Annotated in this window: 15 protein-coding genes; 5 read left to right on the forward strand and 10 right to left on the reverse strand. The window is 64.0% G+C overall.

Annotated features, from left to right (window positions below; translation table 11 throughout):
• Nucleotides 1–9 precede the first annotated feature (9 nt).
• Nucleotides 10–1,050: an aromatic ring-hydroxylating oxygenase subunit alpha gene (locus TU82_RS07930; protein ID WP_057722554.1), complete on the forward strand. Its 1,041-nt coding sequence runs from the start codon at nucleotides 10–12 to the stop codon at nucleotides 1,048–1,050.
• Entirely contained in the window at nucleotides 1,047–1,997 is a 951-nt protein-coding gene (locus tag TU82_RS07935) for a PDR/VanB family oxidoreductase (RefSeq protein ID WP_057722555.1), read from the forward strand. Before TU82_RS07930 ends, TU82_RS07935 begins: the two co-directional genes overlap by 4 nt.
• A 6-nt stretch (nucleotides 1,998–2,003) precedes the next feature.
• Here TU82_RS07935 and TU82_RS07940 read toward each other — a convergent pair whose 3' ends face one another.
• The 5 genes from TU82_RS07940 to TU82_RS07960 form a co-directional block, all read right to left on the reverse strand.
• Nucleotides 2,004–2,717 carry a GntR family transcriptional regulator gene (locus tag TU82_RS07940; protein ID WP_057722556.1) on the reverse strand — a complete coding sequence of 238 codons (714 nt, stop codon included), beginning with the start codon at nucleotides 2,715–2,717 and terminating at the stop codon, nucleotides 2,004–2,006.
• A 617-nt stretch (nucleotides 2,718–3,334) separates the two neighbouring features.
• On the reverse strand, nucleotides 3,335–4,588 hold the full coding sequence (locus tag TU82_RS07945) for a thiolase family protein (RefSeq protein ID WP_057722557.1): 1,254 nt from the start codon (nucleotides 4,586–4,588) through the stop codon (nucleotides 3,335–3,337).
• The gene (locus TU82_RS07950; RefSeq protein WP_057722558.1) at nucleotides 4,585–6,468 is read right to left on the reverse strand and encodes a feruloyl-CoA synthase; all 1,884 of its coding nucleotides are present in this window, start codon (nucleotides 6,466–6,468) and stop codon (nucleotides 4,585–4,587) included. Before TU82_RS07950 ends, TU82_RS07945 begins: the two co-directional genes overlap by 4 nt.
• 62 nt (nucleotides 6,469–6,530) lie before the next feature.
• Nucleotides 6,531–7,979 carry an aldehyde dehydrogenase gene (locus tag TU82_RS07955; RefSeq protein WP_057722559.1) on the reverse strand — a complete coding sequence of 483 codons (1,449 nt, stop codon included), beginning with the start codon at nucleotides 7,977–7,979 and terminating at the stop codon, nucleotides 6,531–6,533.
• Between the two features lie 77 nt (nucleotides 7,980–8,056).
• Nucleotides 8,057–8,887 (reverse strand): p-hydroxycinnamoyl CoA hydratase/lyase, encoded by an 831-nt coding sequence (locus tag TU82_RS07960; protein ID WP_017528275.1) that lies wholly within the window; start codon nucleotides 8,885–8,887, stop codon nucleotides 8,057–8,059.
• A gap of 213 nt (nucleotides 8,888–9,100) precedes the next feature.
• Between TU82_RS07960 and TU82_RS07965 the strand changes: the two genes are divergently transcribed.
• Nucleotides 9,101–9,592, forward strand: a complete 492-nt coding sequence (locus TU82_RS07965; RefSeq protein ID WP_057722560.1) for a MarR family winged helix-turn-helix transcriptional regulator — start codon at nucleotides 9,101–9,103, stop codon at nucleotides 9,590–9,592.
• A gap of 1 nt (nucleotide 9,593) precedes the next feature.
• Here TU82_RS07965 and TU82_RS07970 read toward each other — a convergent pair whose 3' ends face one another.
• Nucleotides 9,594–10,910, reverse strand: a complete 1,317-nt coding sequence (locus tag TU82_RS07970; protein WP_057722561.1) for an OprD family porin — start codon at nucleotides 10,908–10,910, stop codon at nucleotides 9,594–9,596.
• 308 nt (nucleotides 10,911–11,218) lie between these two features.
• Between TU82_RS07970 and mhpT the strand changes: the two genes are divergently transcribed.
• Nucleotides 11,219–12,451, forward strand: a complete 1,233-nt coding sequence (gene mhpT, locus TU82_RS07975; RefSeq protein WP_057722562.1) for a 3-(3-hydroxy-phenyl)propionate transporter MhpT — start codon at nucleotides 11,219–11,221, stop codon at nucleotides 12,449–12,451.
• On the opposite strand, the gene TU82_RS07980 is transcribed toward mhpT, so the two are convergent.
• From TU82_RS07980 to TU82_RS07990, 3 genes are all read right to left on the reverse strand, one after another.
• The gene (locus TU82_RS07980; protein ID WP_057722563.1) at nucleotides 12,429–13,376 is read right to left on the reverse strand and encodes a SphA family protein; all 948 of its coding nucleotides are present in this window, start codon (nucleotides 13,374–13,376) and stop codon (nucleotides 12,429–12,431) included. The genes mhpT and TU82_RS07980 overlap by 23 nt on opposite strands.
• Nucleotides 13,377–13,457: 81 nt before the next feature.
• Nucleotides 13,458–14,225: a coniferyl-alcohol dehydrogenase gene (locus TU82_RS07985; protein WP_057722564.1), complete on the reverse strand. Its 768-nt coding sequence runs from the start codon at nucleotides 14,223–14,225 to the stop codon at nucleotides 13,458–13,460.
• Nucleotides 14,226–14,270: 45 nt separating this feature from the next.
• Nucleotides 14,271–15,746, reverse strand: coding sequence for a benzaldehyde dehydrogenase (locus TU82_RS07990; protein WP_057722565.1), 1,476 nt, complete (start codon nucleotides 15,744–15,746; stop codon nucleotides 14,271–14,273).
• A 281-nt stretch (nucleotides 15,747–16,027) separates the two neighbouring features.
• Here TU82_RS07990 and TU82_RS07995 point away from each other — a divergent pair, with 281 nt between their 5' ends.
• Nucleotides 16,028–17,836 carry a sigma-54-dependent Fis family transcriptional regulator gene (locus TU82_RS07995; protein ID WP_057722566.1) on the forward strand — a complete coding sequence of 603 codons (1,809 nt, stop codon included), beginning with the start codon at nucleotides 16,028–16,030 and terminating at the stop codon, nucleotides 17,834–17,836.
• Nucleotides 17,837–17,925: 89 nt separating this feature from the next.
• On the opposite strand, the gene TU82_RS08000 is transcribed toward TU82_RS07995, so the two are convergent.
• A complete protein-coding gene (locus tag TU82_RS08000; protein ID WP_057722567.1) occupies nucleotides 17,926–18,444 on the reverse strand; it encodes an SgcJ/EcaC family oxidoreductase in 519 nt (172 codons plus the stop codon).
• Nucleotide 18,445: the final 1 nt, after the last annotated feature.

Raw genomic sequence — 18,445 nt, forward strand, 5'->3', positions numbered from 1 at the left:
AGAGTCGCCATGTATCCCAAAAACACTTGGTATGTCGCCTGCACCCCCGACGAAATCGCGCACAAGCCGCTGGGTCGGCAGATCTGTGGTGAAAAAATGGTGTTCTACCGCGGCCTCGAAGGCGCGGTGGTCGCTGTCGAGGATTTCTGCCCTCATCGCGGCGCGCCGTTGTCGCTGGGCTATGTCGAGAACGGCAACCTGGTGTGCGGCTACCACGGCCTGGTCATGGGCTGCGATGGCAAGACGGTCGAGATGCCTGGCCAGCGGGTACGCGGTTTTCCCTGCAACAAGACCTTCGCAGCGGTTGAGCGTTACGGCTTCATCTGGGTGTGGCCGGGTGATCAGGCCCAGGCCGACCCAGCGCTGATCCATCACCTGGAATGGGCGGTGAGTGATGAGTGGGCCTATGGCGGTGGGTTGTTTGACATCCGGTGCGATTACCGCCTGATGATCGATAACCTGATGGACCTGACCCACGAAACCTACGTGCATGCGTCCAGCATCGGCCAGAAGGAGATTGACGAGGCGCCGCCCGTCACTACGGTGGAAGGCGACGAAGTGGTCACCGCGCGGCACATGGAAAACATCATGGCGCCGCCGTTCTGGCGCATGGCGCTGCGCGGCAATAACCTGGCCGACGATGTGCCGGTGGACCGCTGGCAGATCTGTCGCTTTACCCCGCCCAGCCACGTGCTGATCGAGGTCGGCGTGGCCCATGCCGGCAAGGGCGGTTACCACGCCGCGCCCGAGCACAAGGCGGCCAGTATCGTGGTCGACTTCATCACCCCGCAGACCGACACCTCGATCTGGTACTTCTGGGGCATGGCGCGCAACTTCAACCCGCACGATGAGGCGTTGACCGCCAGCATTCGCGAAGGCCAGGGCAAGATTTTCAGCGAAGATCTGGAGATGCTCGAACGCCAGCAGCAGAACCTGCTCGCCCACCCGACACGCAACCTGCTCAAGCTGAATATCGATGCCGGCGGCGTACAGTCGCGCAAGGTCCTGGAGCGATTGATCGCCCGGGAACGCGCCGGAGAGCCGACATGATTGAGGTGGTGGTGGCATCGCGGCGCGTCGAGGCGCTGGACATTTGCAGCTATGAGCTGGCCCGTGTCGATGGCGCGCCGCTGCCGCCGTTCAGTGCCGGGGCGCACATTGATGTGCACCTGCCGGACGGGCTGATCCGGCAGTATTCGCTGTGCAATCACCCCGAGGAACGTCATCGCTACCTGATCGGCGTGCTCAACGACCCGGCCTCGCGAGGCGGTTCACGCAGTCTGCACGAACAGGTGCACGAAGGTGCCCGCCTGACCATCAGCGAACCACGCAACCTGTTCCCCCTGGCCCACGAAGCCCGGCGCAGCCTGTTGTTTGCCGGTGGCATCGGCATCACCCCGATCCTGTGCATGGCCGAGCGCCTGGCCCATCTGGGTGCCGACTTCGAATTGCATTACTGCGCCCGTGCCCATGAACGCGCTGCGTTTGTGCAGCGCCTGAAGACGTCGCCGTTTGCCGAGCGGGTATTCCTGCATTTCGACGAGCAGCCCGACACGGCGCTGAATGCCGCGCAGGTGCTGGCGGCACCGGCGGACGACGCGCACCTGTACGTCTGCGGCCCCGGCGGCTTCATGCAGCATGTGCTCGACAGCGCACGGGCCCAGGGCTGGCGGGAAGACTGCCTGCACCGCGAGTACTTCTCAGCGGCGCCGGTGGACAGCAGCCTGGACGGGCGGTTTTCGGTGAAGGTGGCCAGCAGTGGTCAGGTCTTCGAGATACCGGCCGACCAGACGGTGGTGCAGGTCCTGGAAAGCCACGGCATCGAGATTGCCGTGTCGTGCGAACAAGGGATTTGTGGCACCTGCCTGACACGGGTGCTGGAAGGCACGCCGGAGCACCGCGACCTGTTCCTCACCGAGCAGGAGCAAGCCTTGAACGACCAGTTCACGCCCTGCTGCTCGCGCGCGAAAACCCCGCTGCTGGTGCTCGATATCTGAACCCTGTCACGACGCGGGCAAGATCACCTTCATGCGCGCGTCGGCGGTGGCCGAGCTGAAGATCTCGGCATAGCGCAAGGTCGCGTTGGCGTGTTCGCGCATGATGGCTTCGGCCCGCGCGCCCTGGCGATTGACCAGGGCGTCGAACACCGAATGGTGCTGCATGTGGGCATAGTTGAAGCGGCGGTATTCGCGGGCCATGTCCTCGCGGTCCACCGCCAGCGCCGTCACCGAGGCGAACGGCAGGTGGTCGTTGCGCGCCAGCGCGTCGGCAATCGCCGGGTTGTGGCTGCCTTCGACAATCACCTGATGAAAACGCATGTTCAGGTCGTGATAGACCTCGAGGTCGTCCTCGGTCACGTAACCCTTGTCGAACAGTTGATCGCCTTCGACCAGACAGCGCTCCAGTGCTCTGCGCGCCTCGTCGGACAAGCCGCGCTCGGCGGTCTGGCGCGCCGCCAGGCCTTCGAGCACACCCCGCACTTCGACCGCGCCGGCGATGTCGCTGGGGCTGACCGAACGCACCTGATACCCGCGCCCGCCGAACGGCACCAGCAGCCCTTCCTGCTCCAGGGTACGAAACGCCATGCGTACGGGCATGCGCGACACGCCGAACAACTGCGCCGTGGGAATTTCCATCAGGCGTTCGCCCGCCGCCAACTCGCCGCTGGCGATCATCTTGCGCAGTGCAACCAGCACCAATTGACCGGGTTTACTCATCCAGGCAACTTCCAGAAAACATGGGCTGCCATAGTACCGCAAGCCTGCGGTCCCGTCAGACGAACGCCAGAGCCAGCGCCGGAACAGACTGAGGTCTACCTGATGTATGGAGATCAACATGTGGGAGGGGGCTTGCCCCCGATGGCGGTGTGTCAGTCACAGCTGTTTCAACCGACACTCCCTCATCGGGGGCAAGCCCCCTCCCACATTTGGAGCAAGTTTGACGTCGCATACCGGTCGGCTCTAAGGCCGCCGCGCTTTTTATCTTGATCTTGAATCGCCCCGTCAAACACGCTGGCCGGAATTCGACATTGATTTGGGGGGTAAACCGGCAGGGATGCCGGTTTAGCCGCCCCGCGCCATGGATGGCGCGTGGCGGCGGCCCCCCAAATCAACGTCGGATTACGGGCACACCGAGCCTAAGCGAGGTGCCGAGTGTTGGGGCGAGGACCTTTTGGTTACTTTTGGGTCCTTCCAAAAGTGACACGCCGTAAGGGCGTAACCCTAAGTGGCCGTTACCGCAGCAATGGATATGTACTCGGTCCAAACCAGCATTCTGGTCGGCTGTCAGGCCGCCATCGGGGGCAAGCCCCCTCCCACATTTATATCGCGCGGTGTCAGTTAGATAGTCGCCGACTCCAGGCAGGATTCTCGATCAATAACGCCATCCCCTGCCCTCCACCCACACACGCAGCGGCGATGCCGTAGCGCAAATTGTGCCGACGCAGTTGTCGAGCCAAACTCATGACCAGCCGCAACCCGGTGGCAGCCAACGGATGCCCCAGCGCCAGGGAGCCCCCCTCGACGTTCAGACAGGTGCTGTCCAGCGCCAGCTCCTGGGCCACCGCCAGCACTTGGGCGGCCTGGGCTTCGTTAATCTCCAAGCGGCCGATGTCGCCCAGGTTCAGCCCGCTGCGCTGCAACAGCAGGCGGATCGCCGGTGCCGGGCCGATGCCCATGTACTCCGGGGCCACCCCCACCACCGCGCTGGCCACCAGCCGCGCCAGCGCCGGGCGCGAGCAGTCAGCGATGCGCCCGACCAGTGCGGCTGCCGCGCCGTCGACCACGGCACAACTGTTGCCGGCGGTTTGCACGCCGTCGGCATGAATGGCACGCAAGCGCGCCAGGGCTTGCAGATCGGTGGGCCGTGGATGGCTGTCCGCGCTGACGGCTGCGGCCCGGTGCGCCAGGGTAATCCCCCTCGGTTGATACCCTTCGAGCGCGAAGACTTGGCTATCCACCGCCACGATCTCCTCCACCCAGGCGCCCTCGCGTTGCGCCTGCAGGGCACGCTGATGGCTGTCGCAGGCATACCGGTCCACCGCCTCGCGGCTCAGGCCATAACGGCGCGCCAGGTTATCGGCGGTGGCGATCATGTCCACGCCGGGAGCCGGGTCGTACAGCGCCTCCCAGAGAAAATCCTTGAATTGCACCTCGCCCCCCAGACGGAACCCGTTCCGGTGGGTATAGGCGGCAATCGGGTTGCGTGACATCGACTCGGCGGCCACGCACAACGCCAGTTGCACCTCGTCGCGCAGTTGTCCGGCGGCCTGGCGCAACAGCTCGAAACCGGTGGCGCAGATGCGCTGCACCCCCAGCGCCGGGACCGATTGCGCCACCCCGCTGTACAAGCCGATATGCCGTGGCAGCAAGTAGGCATCGAAACTGGCCTGGGCCATGGAGCCGGCCAGTACGCTGTCCACCGCCTGCGCTTCGACACCGGCCCTGGCCAGTACTTCACGGCCGACCTTGATCCCCAGGTCGATGGGCGATACCTGGGACAGCGCCCCGCCGAGATCGACCCAGGGCGTGCGCACCGCGTCGAAAATCGCCGCATCGGCAAACGCCGTGTACTGCCCGGCGCCTTTCACAGCTTGGGCCCGGCGCGCAGGATGGTCGGGTCTTCACCGCGATACAGCGCCTCGACCTTGGCCGCGCGCCATTGCAACACCGCACGCTGGTTGATCGAGCCTTTGTCGGTGATTTCGCCACGGTCGATGGACGCCGGTTCGTCGAGCACGGCGATCCACTCCAGCCGACTGGCATTGCCGGTGGCCTCGCGATTGAGCCGCTGCAACCAGTCGCCGAACCACTGGCGCACCGGCGCGCTGGCGAGTACCTCGGCGTCACTGGCCTCGGCACCCAAGCCCGCCAAACGCCGGCATTCATAGGGTCTGGGGAAGACCAACGCGCCCAGGCATTCGCGGTCCGGCGCGGCGATCACCAGATCCTGCACATACGGCGAGCCTTCGAGCACCGCGCGATTACGCATCGGGCCGACGCTGACAAACACCCCGGAAGACAGCTTGAAGTCCTCGGCAATGCGCCCGTCGAACATCAGCCCCAGTTGCGGCTGCTGAGGATCGGCGAGCTTGATCGCATCACCGGAACAGTAGAAACCCTGCTCATCGAACACTTCGGCGGTTTGCTCGGGCGCCCGCCAGTAGCCCGGCATGATGTGCGGCCCGCGAAAACGCCCTTCGAACTTGCCGTCCAGCGGCACCAGGCGCACCTCGCAGCCCGGTGCGGGCAAGCCGATGTAGCCGGCCATCGACAACGGCCCGGTGGTGAAGGTGCAGGACGGCGCGGCCTCGGTCATGCCCAGCCCGGCCATCATGCGGATGCGCTCGCCGCAGTGCAGCTCGGCCACGCGGTCGAGGCGATCCCAGACACTTTGCGAGAGGCCGGCGGCGGCGAAGAAAAACAGCTTCATCCGCGCGAAAAAGCATTCGCGCAGCTCGGCGTCCTGTTCCAGGGCGTTGACCAATTCTTCCCAGCCCTTGGGCACGGTCAGGTAGGCGGTGGGCGAAATCTCCTTGAGATTGCGCAGGGTTTCGGCGATGCCCTGGACGGTGGGCTTGCCATCGTCGAGGTAAAAGGTGCCGCCGTTGTAGAGCACGATGCCGACGTTGTGGCTGCCGCCGAAGGTATGGTTCCACGGTAGCCAGTCCACCAGCACCGGCGGCTCTTCGCCGAACACCGGAAACGTCTGCAACAGCATTTGCTGGTTGGCGCAGAGCATGCGCTGGGTGGTGATCACCGCCTTGGGCAACTTGGTCGAGCCCGAGGTGAAGAGAAACTTGGCGATGCTGTCGGGGCCGGTGGCGTTGAACGCCGCGTCGGCCTCGGCGCCAGCCGGCGTTTGCAGCAGGCTCGCAAAGCTGACCTGGGTGCGCCCGGCCACTTGGCCGCGCACGCTGATCAGAGGCGTGTCGGCCGGCAACACGGCGTCGATGGCGCGCTGGTACACCGCCGCATCGCTGACGAACACCAGCCCCGGTTGCAGCAGGTCGCACACATGCCGCAGCTTGGCGAAATCCTGGGACAATAACGAGTACGCCGGCGACACCGGGCAATAAGGAATGCCGGCGTACATCGCGCCGAGGGCTACCTGCAGATGCTCGATATCGTTGCCCGACAACAGCGCCAGCGGCTTGTGCGCCGACAGCCCGTAACCGAGCAAGCCCTGGGCAATCGCGCGCACGCTGTCGAGCATCGCCCGGTAGCTGATATGGCGCCACTCGCCGTCAGCCTGGCGTGCGGCGATAAACGTCTGCTCGGGCCGTACCCGGGCCCAATGCACCAGGCGGTCGAGCAAGCGCGGCGGCAGCGCGGCCAATGGCTCCAGGGAACGCATATGCAGCACGCCCTGTTCTTCAATGACTTCGACCGGCGCGTGGCCGATAGACACCGCGCGGTATCGCGGCGGGGGCTGCTCGGGCCGGGCTTGCGGTCTGAATTGGGAACTCACAGGGATGTCCTCCACAAAGGCGGATCAATACCGCCTTGTTATTGTTATGTCGCGGCGCCTGCTCAGATCGGGTAGTGCCGTGGCCCGTTCTGCAAGGTCACCCAGCGCAATTGCGTGAAATGCTCGATCGCAGCCTTGCCGCCAAAACTGCCGTAGCCGCTGGACTTGACCCCGCCAAAGGGCATCTGCGCTTCGTCATGCACGGTCGGGCCGTTGATATGGCAAATGCCCGATTCCACCCGTTGCGCCAGGGCCAGGGCACGCCCGGTGTCGCGGCTGAAGATCGCCGCCGACAGGCCGAATTCCGAGTCATTGGCCAAGCGCAGCAGCGCCTCATCACCCTCACCGCGCAGCAACACCGCCACCGGGCCGAAGGACTCTTCGCGGTACAGGCGCATGTGTTCGGTGACGCCGTCGAGCAGGGTCGGTTGCAGAATGCTGCCGTCCAGTTGCCCACCCGTCACCAGCCGTGCGCCTTTACTCAGAGCGTCGTCGATCAGAGCCTTGATGCGCGTTCCGGCGCTGGCATCCACCAGGGAACCCAGCACCGAATCCGGCGCACCGGGATCGCCCGCGTGCAGGGTCGCGACCTTCGCCGCCAGCTTGGCGACAAACGCATCAGCGACCTTGGCGTCGACAATCAGGCGTTCGGTGGACATGCAGATCTGCCCCTGGTTGAAGTAGGCGCCAAAGGCTGCCGCCGCTACGGCCGCATCCAGGTCGGCGTCGTCGAGTACCAGCAACGGCGCCTTGCCGCCCAGCTCCAGCAAGGCCGGCTTGAGGTGACGCGCCGAGAGCTCACCGACAATGCGCCCCACATGAGTCGAACCGGTGAAATTGATCCGGCGCACCGCAGGGTTGGCGATCAGCCGTTCGACGATGGCGGCGGCATCCGCCGGGGCATTGCTGATGACGTTGACCACGCCATCACCCAGGCCGGCGTCCTGCAACACCTGGCCGATCAGACGGTGCACCGCCGGGCTCAACTCCGAAGCCTTGAGCACTACCGTGTTGCCACACGCGAGCGGCATGGCGATGGCGCGGGTGGCGAGGATGACCGGGGCATTCCACGGCGCGATGCCCAGCACCACGCCGCACGGCTGACGCAAGGCCATGGCGAAACTGCCGGGCACGTCGGAGGGGATCACGTCGCCGGTGATCTGGGTGGTCATCGACGCCGCTTCGCGCAGGATATTGGCCGCCAGGCGCACGTTAAAGCCATACCAGTTGGCCATGGCGCCGGTCTCGCCGGCGGCGGCGATAAACTCGGCGCTGCGCGCCTGCAATTGCTCGGCCGCCGCGAGCAAGCGGCTGCGGCGCTCGTTGGGCGTCAGCGCGGCCCAGGCGGGGAACGCGGCCTGGGCCGCGGCCACGGCGGCATCGGCATCTTCCAACGTGGCGGCGGCCACCCGCGAGACCACTTCACCGGTCACCGGGTTGCGACGCTCAAAGGTTCGACCGTCGCGGGCGGAGCACGACTGGCCGCCAATCAACAGGGGCACGTCCAGCATGGTGATTCCTCTTTATTGTCTTTATCGGGAATACGTTCAGCTTCGTTTACAGCAGCGCGGCCGAGAGACCGCGTATTTCAGCGTTTATACGCCTGCAGGCCGGGCTTGATGCTCTTGTCGTCGAGGAACTGCTTCATACCCTGCTCGCGACCGCCTTCGGTGTCGAGCAGGCGCGACTGGTCGAGCTTGGCGTAGAGGTAATCCTCGTTCTGCTCCCAGGTCAGTTCGCGGCAACGCTTGAAGCCATGCTTGGCCGCGCGCAGCACCACCGGGTTTTTCTCCAGCAGGTTACGCGCCAGTTCGATGGTCACTTCGCGCAGTTGGGCCAAGGGCACGCTCTCGTTGACCAGGCCCATTTCGGCGGCTTTGCGCCCGTCAAAGGTCTTGCCAGTCATGATGTAGTACAGCGACTGACGATGGCCCACGGTGTCGGCCATGGCCTTGCTCACCAGGTTGCCCGGCGGGATGCCCCAGTTGATTTCCGAGAGACCGAAGGTCGCTTCATCGGCACAGATCGCCAGATCGCACGCCACCAGCGGGCTGAAGCCGCCACCGAAGCACCAGCCATTGACCATGGCGATCGTCGGCTTGGCGTACATGCGCAGCAGTTTCCATTGCCATTGCGAGGCTTCGCGGCGGATTTTTTCCTGGAGGATTTCCGGGCCGGCGTCCACTTCGCGAAAGTATTCCTTGAGGTCCATGCCGGCGGTCCAGGCTTCACCGGCGCCGGTCAGCACCAGCACGCCGGCGGCCGGGTCCTGCTCGAGGGTTTCCAGCACATCGATCATTTCCCGGTTGAGGGTCGGGCTCATGGCGTTGCGTTTTTCCGGACGATTGAGAATGACCCAGGCGATGCCTTCCTCGATCTCGACTTTGACGGTGGTCCAACGGCCTTCGTAATTGCTCATGGCGGTACGCTCTTGTTCTGGTGTGAAGATGATTCGAAATTAAACCGCAAATATAGTTATGTCAATTAACTATTAATCCAGATAACCAATATTTTTCAGGGTAAACCGCTGTGTTTTTCAAACTGCATAGAAAACCGGCATAGCCATGGCGCGGCAACCCCGGCAAACTGGATAGCCTTCTTAACCTCAACTTTTCCAAGGACTGCACCGCCAATGGCCAAACCTTCCACCCTCGCCGCCGCCAGCCAGGCCCTGCCCGACAATGACGAGGGTCGGCCGCCGCTGGATTCGGCCCTGGACGATCTGATCGGCTACGCCATGCGCCGCGCACAGCTCAAGCTGTTCCAGAACCTGATCGGCCGGCTGTCGGACCACGACCTGCGCCCCGCCCAGTTCTCGGCCCTGGCGATCATCGAGCAGAACCCGGGGCTGATGCAGGCCGACCTGGCCCGCGCCCTGGCCATCGAGCCACCCCAGGTGGTGCCCTTGCTGAACAAGCTGGAAAGCCGCGCGCTCGCTGTGCGCGTGCGGTGCAAACCGGACAAGCGCTCCTACGGGATTTTCTTGAGCAAACCCGGCGAAGCCCTGCTCAAGGAACTCAAGGCCATTGCCGCGCAAAGCGACCTGGACGCCACCGCAGCCCTGGACGTCGAGGAACGTGCAGAGCTGCTGCGCTTGCTCAAAAAGGTGTATCAGGACGGATGATCTACCAGAGCGCCACGGTGTACAGCACCAGGAAGCGGGTCTGGTTTTCATCGCGAAAGGCCGCGCCACCGGGGAAGTCGTTGCGGTAGATCGACTTGCGCGCCATCAGCCCGACATTTTTCAGCGGGCCACTCTGGATCACGTAGCCCAGCTCCATCTGGAACTCGCGCTCCTTGCGATCCTCGGCATTGAAGGCCGCCAGCTCAATATGGTCGCCGCGTACATAGCGCAGCCGGGTCTTCAGGCCCGGCACACCCGATGCCGCAAAATCATAGTCATAGATGGCCTGCCAGGTGCGCTCCTTGGCGTTGAGGAAGTCCGAACTCATGGTCAGTTCACTCATGCCCATCAACTCGGTCCCGGAGATATAGGGCGTGGCCGTTTCCCCGCTGGAATGCATATAGCCCAGGCTGACCCGGTGCCCGCCCAGGCGGTAGCCGAACAGCGCCGAGAGGTTGCGGTTATCCACCTCGCCGGCCTTGGCGCTGCCGTCCTCGCGGCTGAAGAAACTGCGCAGGTCGCTGGTGAGCACACCATCGCCCAGCGCCAGGTTGTGCAGCAATGCCAGGGTGTCCTGCTGGTAAAGGTCCGCCACCTCGGCGTGGTACACGCGCAGGCTTAAGTCCTTGTTGAGCTGATAATCGCCGCCCACATACGCCAGGTGCGAGGTGGTGGCCGTGGCATTGAATCGCCGGTTGGGCGAGGCGATGGTCATGGCCTGGTAGTCGGTGGAGTCGCGCTTGTTGATGCGGTCGATATAGCCGGTATTGAGGGTCAGGCCGTCAATGTCCTTGGAACTCAACGTGGTGCCGCGAAAGGTCTGCGGCAGCAGGCGCGACGGGCTGGCGAAGGCGAATGGCAGGAAGATCGACACGTCGCCGGCCTTCACGGTGGTCTGGGCAAACCGCAGCTTCGCCGTCGGCGCCAGGCGCGAGTATTCATCGGCGGCACGCTTGTCGCTGGCCGACACCGGCAATAGCTCGGTGCCGCTGCGGTCCGGCGACGAGTCGAGCTTGACCCCCATCAGCCCGCGCACATCCAGGCCAAAACCCACGGTGCCAGGGGTGTACCCTGATTCCAGGTTGAGGATGAACGCCTGGGCCCATTCCCGGGCGGCGGTCTTGGCGCCGTCGTCCTTGTAATCACGGTCCAGGTAGTAATTGCGCAGCGTCAGGGTGCCATGGCTGTCGTCGATAAACCCCGCCGCCCACGACGGGGCGGGCAGGACACTCAATATCAGCAGCGCGCTGACCAGGCATGGAATGCTGTTCGACACACAGCAGGCCGCCGCGACGGCGTCCGTGGGGAGTTTTGGCATGTTCGATGTCCATTTTTTGTTGTTGTTTTTGAGGTGGCACGCGCTTGGCTCAAGCAGCTTCGCGAACAGAGAATGGAAACAGCAGGCGGCCGTCGTCAACTGCCACTGACCGATAATCGAACATTAATAAAATTATCTATTTTGCGTTTGTATACGGCCGTGAGTCCCAAACGGCTGAGGTAGACCGCTCCCTCGATGATTGCGTAGGCAGATTCTGCACCCTTCTTTTTATAGTTATATTTGTTATCTTAATTGCCAGCAGCCGGTCAGGCTTGCCACCACAACAAAAACAACAATGAGGTTTGCCCATGAACAGTCCATCCCGTCGTTCGACGCTGACGATCGCTTTGTGTTTTATCGTTGCGCTGATCGAAGGCTTCGACCTGCAGGCGGCCGGCACCACCGCCGCAGGGTTGCGCCACAGCTTTGCCCTCGACCCGAAAATGCTTGGCTGGGTGTTCAGTGTCGGGATTATCGGGCTGCTGCCGGGCGCGTTCTTTGGCGGCTGGATTGCCGACCGTATCGGCCGCAAGAAAATTCTGGTGATGGCGGTGCTGTTGTTCGGGCTGTTCTCCCTGAGCACCGCGTTTGTCGAAAACTATTCGAGCCTGCTGTTGGTGCGCTTCCTCACCGGCCTGGGCCTGGGCGCCGCGCTGCCCAACCTGATCGCCCTGTGCGCCGAAGCGGTCAGTGAGCGCAATCGCGGCACGGCCATCAGCGTCATGTACTGCGGTGTGCCGCTGGGCGGTGCATTGGCCGCCGTGGTGGCGATGTTTTCCAGTGAACACTGGCAAACCACCTTTATCATCGGCGGCCTCGCGCCCTTGCTGGCCGTGCCGTTGATGATCCTGCTGCTGCCTGAATCCAACGCTTTTCGCCAACAACTCGACAACACGCCAGGCGCCCGCCCTTCCACCGGCAAGGCATTGTTCGGCGAGGGTCGCGCCCGCATCACACTGGCGCTATGGCTGAGTTATTTCTTCACCCTGACCGTGATGTACATGCTGCTCAACTGGTTGCCGTCGCTGTTGCTGGAACAAGGCTTCAGCAAACCCCAGGCGGGCATGGTGCAGATGCTGTTCAATATCGGCGGCGCCCTGGGTTCACTGCTCGGCGGCGTGCTGCTGGACCGCTGCAATGCCCTCAAGGTGGTGCTGTTCGTGTATGCCGGGTTGCTGGCCGCGCTGGCCGGTGTCGGACTGTCGGTGGGCATCGTGCCCATGGCCATCGCGGGCTTCGCCGCCGGCTTGTTCGTGATGGCTGCGCAACTGGTGCTGTATGCCAGTGCCCCACCCTCCTACCCCACCGCCGTGCGCGCCACCGGCGTCGGTGCGGCCGTGGCCATCGGCCGGCTGGGCTCGGTGGCCGGGCCGCTGGCTGCCGGGCAACTGCTGGCGGCAGGCGCCGGCACCACCGGCGTGCTGCTGGCCACCTCTCCAGGGGTGGTGATCGCCGCACTCACCATCATCAGCGTGATGGTGCGTACGGCGCCGCTGGACCTGCCCGGCACACAGACGTCTAGAACTGGTGCAGCCAGTTGAGCACCAGTTTGTTGCCCTGGGTGCGGTTTTGCGCCTGCTGCTCAAAGTAGGCGTTCACCGACAGCACGTTTTCCCTGTTGAATGCGTAGACCAGGCCTGGGCCGATGGCCCAGACCTTTTCTCGGCGCCCGCTCACCGCGTCACCATCGACCTTGGTGTCAGTGATCTGCTTCAGCCAGTAGCCGTTCAACCCCACGCTCAATTGCTGGCTCACGGCATATTGCAGCGTCAGGTTGGCGTGCAGCGCCTGGCCGGCCTGGGTGCTGGAGACATCACCAAAGCCGGCCGCCGGCGCGTCGTTCTTGCCATTCCACAGGTACATGAAGCGCCCGCTGGTCGACCACGTTGGGCTGAACCAGTAGGTGGCCGCGTAATACGGGTTGAAGGACCAGAAGTTGCTGCCAGGGTTGATCGAGCGCTTGCGGTCGTAGGCACCCACCGGCACCGCGATATCGGCTTCGATGCGCTGGGCCAGCAGCGGGCTGCCGTCAGCGCGGCTCAAGGTCGGCAGTTGCAGGAAGGGCCCGACGACCACATCGCCAAAGCCCGCACGGGAACTCAGCGCCGCATTGCCCAAACCGTCATCGACATCGACATGGGCCAGCGACGTATTGATCAGGGTAAAACCCGGCATCGCGCCGTTGGCCAGCGGTTGGCCCACATAGATGATCTGCGTGGTCGGTGCCACCACTTCCACGTCCTGTCTGGGCAAGGCCAGTTTGTGGCCGTTGGCATCGTTGAAGCGGCTGGCACGGGAGTACGTCAGGTATTCCTCCAGGTACCAACCGGGACCGGCGGGCGCGGGCGAACCGTCATAGAAACTGGTGCTGCCCAGGTTGAGTCCGGGCAAGTCGTAGGCGTAGGCAGTCGATGACAGCGCGACAAAAATCGTGGCCGCCATCGTCCGCAAGATAGGCTTGGGCATCTTGTGTGTCCTGTATTTTTTGTTGTTATTCAAGATCCCCGGCGCGGCGGATCCGCACCGGGCTTAATGCGGTTGCACCGCCTACACGTAGGTGGCCGCCAGCCCGCCATCCACCGGCAGGTTGACGCCGTTGACCCAGCGCGCCGCGTCCGAGCACAGAAAGGCGATCACCGACGCCACCTCATCGGCCAGGGCCGGGCGAATCATGCGTTGGCTGTCCTGGGCCACCCGCTCCGGCCCGAGCATGCTGACGAAGTCGCCCAGAATCGGCGTGAACACCGGCCCCGGCGCGACGCAGTTGATGCGCACCGAGTGGTCGCGGAACCAGCTTTGGGATTGCTGCAGGCTCCAGACGATCAGCGCCTCCTTGAAGTACTGATAACAGGTAGCCTGCTCGACCGGGTTGGCCGCCAGCCACCGCTGCCCGGCGCCGAAGTCCTGCGTGGCCGCCAGGGCCTTGTGCTGCTCCAACCGCTGCGGCCACTGCGCCCCGAGGATTGACGCGACATTGACGACGCTGCCACCCGCCGGCATGCGTGGCAGCAGCGCTTGAGTGAGATGGCGCAACCCCAGGTAATTGACCTCGGCCACCGTTTGCGCCGGTGCCGTACCGGGCACGCCGGCAATGTTGCACAGCGCATCGACCCGCGCCGGCAGATGCGCCACCAGCGCATCGATGCTCGCCGGATCGCTCAGGTCGGCCTGGAAAAATCCATCCAGGGTCAACTGCGGTTCATGGCGATCAACGCCGATCACCGTGGCGCCCTGGAAGCGCGCCAATTGCGCCACTTGCGCGCCAATGCCGGAGGCAACGCCGGTGACGATCAGGGTTTTGTTGTACAGGTGCATGTTCAAGCCCTCTTATTGTTGTATAGGCATGCGTGTGCCACGGGTTCAGAAGGGATAAGTCGGTGGCGTGTTTTTCACGGTGACCCACTGCCACTGGGTGTACTCATCCCAGTCGGCGGGCCCGCCCACGCTGCCGCCATTGCCGGACGCACCCCGCCCACCGAAGGGGTTGATGCATTCGTCTGCCACGGTCTGGTCGTTGATGTGCAGCAGGCCGCAGTCAAGCCGCTCGCCAATGGCCATGGCGCGCCCCACGGACGGCGAGAGGATGCCGGCCGAGAGACCGTATTCCGTGCGGTTGGCCAGTTCGATGGCCTCCTCGTCCGTGGCAAAGCTGACCACCGTGGCCACCGGGCCGAATATTTCATCCTCGAAGGCGCGCATGCCCGGCCGGACACCGCTGAGTACGGTGGGCCGATAGAACAGCTGGTCATATTCGCCGCCCGTCTCCAACCGCGCGCCGGCCTGCAGGCTGTCGCTGACGATCTCGTGCACACGCTGCAATTGACGCGCGTTGATCAATGGGCCGAGTGCGGCCTCACCCCGGGCGGCATTGCCCACGGTCAGGGCCCGGGCCTTGTCCACCAGCTTGCGCGTCAGGCTGGCGGCAATGGATTCATGCACGAGTATCAAGCCGGTGGCCATGCAGATTTGTCCCTGATGCAGCCAGGCACCCCAGGCGGCGTTGCTCGCGGCCAGGTCGAGGTCAGCGTCTTCGAGAATGATCAGCGGGTTCTTGCCGCCCAGCTCCAGCGCGACTTTTTTCAGGTGTCGCCCGGCCACCTCGGCGACTTTGCGCCCCGCCGCCGTGGAGCCCGTGAACGCGATCATCCGCACGTTGGGGTCGCGGCACAGCGCTTCGCCTGCCGGCGCGGCGCCGGGCACTACCTGCAACAGGCCCTTGGGCAGCCCAGCCTCCTCGAACAGCCGGGCGATGAGGAACCCGCCGCTGACCGGCGTTTGCGGATCGGGCTTGAGCACCACCGCATTGCCCGCCGCCAGGGCCGGTGCCACCGAGCGCAACGACAGCACCAAGGGGAAATTGAACGGGGAAATCACCCCGACCACGCCATGGGGCTGGCGCCGGGCGTAAGACAAGCGCCCCGCCGCACTGGGCAGCACCAGCCCATGGGGTTGGGACAACAGCCCCGCCGCCTGATGCAGCAGCACAATCGCCTCGCGCACTTCGTGTTCGCCCTTGAACAGCGTTGCCCCGGTTTCCCGGGCAACATACAGCGCCAGTTCGGCAAATGACTGCTGGGCCAGGTCGGCGGCTTTGCGAAACACCTGCGCGCGCTCCCGTGGGCCGAGTGCGGCCCATGCCGGCTGGGCCAGGGCCGCGCTGCGGCTGGCCATGGCAATATCGGCCGGGCTGGCCATGGCGCAACGCATCAAGGGTTCGCCGGTGGCAGGTTCGATCACAGGGACCACGGCCCCCGAGGCGGGTATCCAATCGCCGTTGAACAGGCATTCGGACTCAAGGGCCCGCTGTAGCAGGTGGGTGGTTTCAGACACTGGCATGGCAACTCCCGGTTCTTGTCATTGTCATCGTCCGCACGCTGTGCAAACGCCGTATCAAGACTTCACAACCTCAAGAGCAAAGGCTGTGCCGTTTACGTGCCGGGACCCTGACATACGCTCTCGAGGGCTCTGGGCCGGGACCTGGCTCACGTCGCCCAGCGCCATGACGGCGCGCTGCGGCAAAAACCGGGGCCCTGGCACTTGTTCATTTGATAAGGTTATGTTTAATAACTATCTGAGCGGTTACTCATATCGATCATTCGCTTTGCAGGGGCATAACAATGACTAATCCCCACAGCGCGTTGCCTGAACACCCGGCGGCCACGGCGCCTTATCATCCGCGCGGTGACAGCCGCCAGTTGAGCGACACCAGTTCGCCGACGCCTGCGGAGCTGACCGACTGCCTGTTCTTTTCTCCCGAAGACGGACGTATCTGGCTCAACGACCAACGCATGCTGTTGCTGCACAGTTCCGCCTTCGGTGCCCTGCGCGGGGAGGTCATCGAACGCCTCGGGCTGGAGCAGGCTCGCGGCCTGTTCACACGTACCGGTTACGCCTGCGGCTTGCGCGACGCCCGCTTGATCCGTGAACGCTGGCCACAGGCCGATGCCGCCGCGGTGTTTCGCGCCGGCACGCACCTGCATACCCTGGAAGGCATGACCAAGGTGGAACCCCTGCACTTCAAATTCGACGCCGATTCCGGGTTCTACGAAGGCGAGTTTCTGTGGCACCACTCATGCGAGGCCGATGAACACGTGAGCGTCTATGGCATCGGCCAGGACCCGGTGTGCTGGACGGAAACGGGCTATGCCATCGGTTTCGTCAGTGGCCTGTTCGGGCAGATGGTGATCTTTCGCGAAGTGCAATGCCGTGGCATGGGCCACAGCAACTGCCGGGTGATCGGCAAGACGGCCGAACAATGGGGTGACGTCGAACAGGACCTGCGCTACCTGAATGTGTCCCAGCCCATCGGCAGCCCGAGTGCCGCCCCATCCTCCCCGCCGCCGAGCGACGGCGCCAGGCTCGGCCAGCCGCAACCGTTGATTGGCGCCAGCGCCGCCTTCAACGCCGCGACCCAGGCCCTGCAACGGGTCGCCCTGACCCCGGCAACGGTGCTGATCAGCGGTGAGTCCGGGGTCGGCAAGGAGATGTTTGCCCGCCAGTTGCACCAACTCAGCCCCCGCTGCGACGGCCCGTTCGTGGCGCTCAATTGCGCGGCGATCCCCGACAACCTCATGGAGGCTGAACTCTTTGGTGTCGAGCGCGGCGCCTACACCGGCGCCACGCACTCGCGTCCCGGGCGCTTCGAGCGCGCCCAGGGCGGTACATTGTTTCTGGATGAAGTCACCAGCCTCAGCCTGGGCGGGCAAAGCAAACTGCTGCGGGCGTTGCAGGAGCGCGAGATCGAACGCGTCGGCGGCGGGCGCGGTATCAAGGTGGATGTGCGGGTGGTTGCCGCCACCAATATTGATCTGCGTAAAGCCGTGGCGGACGGTACATTCCGCGAAGACCTGTTCTATCGGCTGAATGTCTACCCCATCGCACTGCCGCCTCTGCGCGAACGCCGGGATGACATCCCGCTGTTGATCAATGCGTTTCTCACGCGGTTCTGCCAGGACTATGCGCGTACGCCTGCGGGCTTGACCATGCGCGCCCTGAAAGTGCTGCTGCGCTACGATTTCGCGGGCAATGTGCGCGAGCTGCAAAACCTGATCGAGCGCGGTTTGATCGCCAGCGATGAAGGCCAAGCCATCGACCTGGTGCATCTGTTTCGCAACGAAGCCCTGCCGGCGGATCCCTATGGCCTGGACGACCACGGCAGCCTGTCAAACGTCGGCCCGGCGCCGCGCTGCGCACTGCTGGACACCCTTGGCCCGGTGGAACAGGGGTTTTCCATCGAAGGCCTTGAATCGCGCCTGATCCACGAAGCACTGCAACGCACCGCCGGCAACCTGGCCGCCGCAGCCCGACTGGTGGGGCTGAGCCGCGCGCAGTTTGCGTATCGATTGAAGAAGCATCAGCGGCAATCCCAGCTTCTGCCCGCAGAGACGGCCTATCGTTCGGCCCGCAAGGCGGGCAGAGACAGGTAAAGCGCTCGACGCGATTGCTGGCCCGATCTGACGCGGCGCAAACGCAAAAAATCCACACCTGCAGGGGTGTGGACTGTTTGAATCAGCGGTTACTGCTTGGCGTGTTTCACCTGCACTTCAGGCATCGCCGAGGAGTGGTGGTTGAGGATTTTCCATTGACCGCCAACCTGCTCGTAGACGAAGGTGTAGCGTGCCTGCACGTGGCGGATCTTGCCGTTCGCCTCGGTCAGTGTGAAGGTGTAGACCCCGCTGTCCATCGCCACGTTAGTACCCAGCTGGCGGATCTCACGGTAGTTGATCTGGCCTACCGGCTTGAGCATCAGGAAGTGATCGAAGTAGTCCGTGATCTGCTCCGGCGTGACACGCACCTGGTTGGACACCGTCGGCTGCAACACCGCGCCCGGCGCATACAGGTCGACCACTGTCTTGACGTTACCGGTCTGCAAGGCGCTGTTCCAACGGTCAAACAACCCGGCAATCTCACGATCTTTCGCATTGGCAGGCGCCTGGACCACTTCGCGGTAGACATAGGGTGACGTCTGGGCAGCCTGCACGAAGGGGACGCTCAAGGCAAACAGCACGGCGATCGACACGGTTTTGAAGTTCATT

Origin of the sequence: Pseudomonas orientalis (genome assembly GCF_001439815.1) — a bacterium.
Taxonomy (GTDB): Bacteria; Pseudomonadota; Gammaproteobacteria; order Pseudomonadales; family Pseudomonadaceae; genus Aquipseudomonas; species Aquipseudomonas orientalis.

Bases quoted from the DNA above. Each gene is read 5' to 3' on its own strand.
- TU82_RS07930 (WP_057722554.1), top strand. From the start codon at position 10: ATGTATCCCAAAAACACTTGGTATGTCGCCTGCACCCCCGACGAAATC.
- TU82_RS07935 (WP_057722555.1), top strand. From the start codon at position 1,047: ATGATTGAGGTGGTGGTGGCATCGCGGCGCGTCGAGGCGCTGGACATT.
- TU82_RS07940 (WP_057722556.1), bottom strand. From the start codon at position 2,717: ATGAGTAAACCCGGTCAATTGGTGCTGGTTGCACTGCGCAAGATGATC.
- TU82_RS07955 (WP_057722559.1), bottom strand. From the start codon at position 7,979: ATGCTGGACGTGCCCCTGTTGATTGGCGGCCAGTCGTGCTCCGCCCGC.
- TU82_RS07960 (WP_017528275.1), bottom strand. From the start codon at position 8,887: ATGAGCAATTACGAAGGCCGTTGGACCACCGTCAAAGTCGAGATCGAG.
- TU82_RS07965 (WP_057722560.1), top strand. From the start codon at position 9,101: ATGGCCAAACCTTCCACCCTCGCCGCCGCCAGCCAGGCCCTGCCCGAC.
- TU82_RS07970 (WP_057722561.1), bottom strand. From the start codon at position 10,910: ATGCCAAAACTCCCCACGGACGCCGTCGCGGCGGCCTGCTGTGTGTCG.
- mhpT (WP_057722562.1), top strand. From the start codon at position 11,219: ATGAACAGTCCATCCCGTCGTTCGACGCTGACGATCGCTTTGTGTTTT.
- TU82_RS07980 (WP_057722563.1), bottom strand. From the start codon at position 13,376: ATGCCCAAGCCTATCTTGCGGACGATGGCGGCCACGATTTTTGTCGCG.
- TU82_RS07985 (WP_057722564.1), bottom strand. From the start codon at position 14,225: ATGCACCTGTACAACAAAACCCTGATCGTCACCGGCGTTGCCTCCGGC.
- TU82_RS07990 (WP_057722565.1), bottom strand. From the start codon at position 15,746: ATGCCAGTGTCTGAAACCACCCACCTGCTACAGCGGGCCCTTGAGTCC.
- TU82_RS07995 (WP_057722566.1), top strand. From the start codon at position 16,028: ATGACTAATCCCCACAGCGCGTTGCCTGAACACCCGGCGGCCACGGCG.
- TU82_RS08000 (WP_057722567.1), bottom strand. From the start codon at position 18,444: ATGAACTTCAAAACCGTGTCGATCGCCGTGCTGTTTGCCTTGAGCGTC.